Raw genomic sequence first — 2,659 nt, forward strand, 5'->3', positions numbered from 1 at the left:
GCCCGCCGCGAAGCAGGAGGCCAAGCCGGCCGAAGCCGAGAAACCCGCGCAACACGACGACGCCGCGCCGCAGCAGGGCGCTGAACTGGCTGCCGTCGCTGCCGCCGTTGCCCGGGGTGTTCGGGCGCTGGTTGATGCCGTTGGCCGTGTTGAGCTGCGGGTTAAAGGAAGTCGTGGTCATGTCGCTAGTCGCTCAGGTTAAAGGCGCCGGTCAGCGCCTGGTGCGGACTGTCCGGGCCGCGTGGTCGTCCATCATTTTCTGGTCGCGCTTGTTTTCGATCGCAAGCGCCTCGGCGGCCGCGCGCTCGTTCAGGGTCCGGTACGACAGGCGCTTGCGCTCGCTTTCCTGCCAGCCCTTCTTTTCCATGTCGGCCTTGACATGCGCATGCTTCAGCACTTCGCGCTGGCCGTCGATCGCCTGTTCCAGCTTGCCGAGGAAGGCGACGAAATTCTGGTACGCGAATGGGGTGATGCCTGCCATTTGCGCCGCGTCGAGCCGGTTCGCATAGTCGTCGCGGTAGCCGAGCAGCATCTGCAGCTTCTGCTCGCCCTCGTCGACGGCCTTCAGCGCCGCGCCCAGGCGCTTGGCGCAGGCGTCGGACTCGCGCTGGGCGAGGTCGATCAGGGTGTCGAGTGCGGATGCGGTGGCCATGGTAGATCAAGTATACCGATGAGTTTGACGGGCCAATCAGCCGAACAGCGAGGTCAATTCCCCCAAGCTCTGCAGCATGCCCACGTTGTCGTGGATTTCCTGGCACAGGAAGGCCTCGATCCGTTCGTGCAAGGCGATGGCCTTGTCCAGCACCGGGTCCGTGCCCGGCGCATAGGCGCCCACGCTGATCAGGTCGCGCGAGCGCTCGTAGCGCGAATACAGTTGCTTCAAGGTGCGCGCGGCCTGCTGGTGCTCGCGCGACGTGATGCCGTGCATCGCGCGCGAGATCGATTGTTCGATGTCGATGGCGGGGTAGTGGCCTGCCTCGGCCAGTTTGCGGTTCAGCACGATGTGGCCGTCGAGAATACCGCGCGCCGCGTCGGCGATCGGGTCCTGCTGGTCGTCGCCTTCCGACAGCACGGTGTAGAACGCCGTGATCGAGCCGCCGCCCGCCTGGCCGTTGCCCGCGCGTTCCACCAGCACGGGCAGTTTCGCGAACACCGACGGCGGATAACCTTTCGTGGCCGGCGGTTCGCCGATGGCGAGGGCGATCTCGCGCTGGGCCATCGCGTAGCGCGTGAGCGAATCCATGATCAGGAGGACGTTCCGGCCCTCGTCGCGGAAGTGCTCGGCGATGGCGGTCGCGTAGGCGGCGCCCTGCAGGCGCATCAGCGGCGGCGAGTCGGCCGGCGCGGCCACGACGGCCGAGCGGGCCAGGCCTTCCTCGCCCAGGATCTGCTCGATGAATTCCTTCACCTCGCGGCCCCGTTCGCCGATCAGGCCGACGACGATCACGTCCGCCGTCGTGTAGCGCGCGATCATGCCCAGCAGCACGGATTTACCGACGCCGGTACCGGCGAACAGGCCGAGACGCTGGCCGCGGCCCACCGTCAGCATCGAATTGATGGCGCGTACGCCCACGTCCAGCGTTTCCGAGATCGGTACGCGGTCGAGCGGGTTGATGGGGCGCGCGTTGAGCGGGCCCATGTGTTCCGTGGAGACGGGACCCTTGCCGTCCAGCGGCCGGCCGGCGCCGTCGACGACGCGGCCCAGCAGGCCCCAGCCGACGGGCAGGTGACGGGCGCGGTCCATCGGCCGGCGGCGCGGATGCGTCACCGTGCCGGGCTTCGGCATGCTCGCTTCGATCGGGAATACGCGCGAGCCGGGCACGACGCCTTCGACGTCCGATTGCGGCATCAAAAACAGGCGTTCGCCCTCGAAGCCGACGACTTCCGCTTCGATGCGGGCACCGGACGCAACCGGAATCATGCAGGCGGCGCCGACCGCGAGCTTCAGGCCGACGCATTCCATGACGAGGCCGGCCACGCGCGTGACGCGGCCCGACACCTGCATCGGCTCGACCAGATCGACCACGTTGGCGCAGTCGTTCAGGTAAGCCTTCCAGCGGCCGGTATGGGTGTTCATTCCAGCCAGTCCAGGTCCTTGCCGAGCGCGTGCGTCAGGCGCTGCCAGCGCGCGCCGATCTGGGCGTCGATCTGGTTGCTGGCCGTGTCCACGCGGCAGCCGCCACGGGACACTCCCTCGTCTTCGACGATGCGCCAGCCGTTCTTGTCCAGCTCGTGGCCGATGCTGCTCTTGACGATCAGCGCGTCTTCCGGATGCAGCATCAGCAGAGCCGGTTGTTGCAGGGTCGGCAGGTAGTCGATGGCTTCGCGCACGACGGGGATGATCAGGTCCGGCTTCACGTCGAATGCCGTGCGGACCATGCCGCGCGCGAGGTGCAGCGCGAGTTCCAGCACGTCGTTGGAGATGGCTTCATCGGCTTGCGTGACGGCATCGCCGAACGTCGTGGCGAGCTGGCGCAGGTGTTCCAGTTCCTCGGCCGCTTCGGCACGGCCCAGCGCAAGGCCTTCCTCGTAGCCGGCGGCGTGGCCTTCGGCCTGGCCCGCTTCGAGACCTTCCGCATAGCCTTCGTCGCGCGCGGCGGCGCGGAGCGCTTCGAGCTCTTGTGCGGTCGGCAGCTGGATCATGGGCTCCGACTGGGGC

The 2,659-nt window shown here is 67.8% G+C and carries 4 protein-coding genes; all 4 read right to left on the bottom strand.

Going from position 1 to position 2,659, the window contains the following annotated elements; translation table 11 throughout:
- Nucleotides 1-181 (bottom strand): hypothetical protein (locus ACEN88_RS28820; RefSeq protein ID WP_413345213.1); only part of this gene is annotated, 181 nt, incomplete at its 3' end.
- 30 nt (nucleotides 182-211) lie between these two features.
- Complete coding sequence (fliJ, locus tag ACEN88_RS28825; RefSeq protein ID WP_413345215.1) at nucleotides 212-652, bottom strand: flagellar export protein FliJ; 441 nt, start codon at nucleotides 650-652, stop codon at nucleotides 212-214.
- A gap of 36 nt (nucleotides 653-688) precedes the next feature.
- Nucleotides 689-2,077 carry a flagellar protein export ATPase FliI gene (gene fliI, locus ACEN88_RS28830; protein WP_056136284.1) on the bottom strand — a complete coding sequence of 463 codons (1,389 nt, stop codon included), beginning with the start codon at nucleotides 2,075-2,077 and terminating at the stop codon, nucleotides 689-691.
- Nucleotides 2,074-2,659: flagellar assembly protein FliH (locus tag ACEN88_RS28835; RefSeq protein WP_413345217.1), on the bottom strand; the 586-nt coding region annotated here is incomplete at its 5' end. The genes fliI and ACEN88_RS28835, both read right to left, overlap by 4 nt.

Origin of the sequence: Massilia sp. CT11-108 (assembly GCF_047302915.1) — a bacterium.
In the GTDB taxonomy this organism is placed as follows: domain Bacteria; phylum Pseudomonadota; class Gammaproteobacteria; order Burkholderiales; family Burkholderiaceae_D; genus Telluria; species Telluria orientalis.

Excerpts from the sequence above, each read along its gene's own strand:
- fliJ (WP_413345215.1), bottom strand. The coding sequence starts at position 652 with ATGGCCACCGCATCCGCACTCGACACCCTGATCGACCTCGCCCAGCGC.
- fliI (WP_056136284.1), bottom strand. The coding sequence starts at position 2,077 with ATGAACACCCATACCGGCCGCTGGAAGGCTTACCTGAACGACTGCGCC.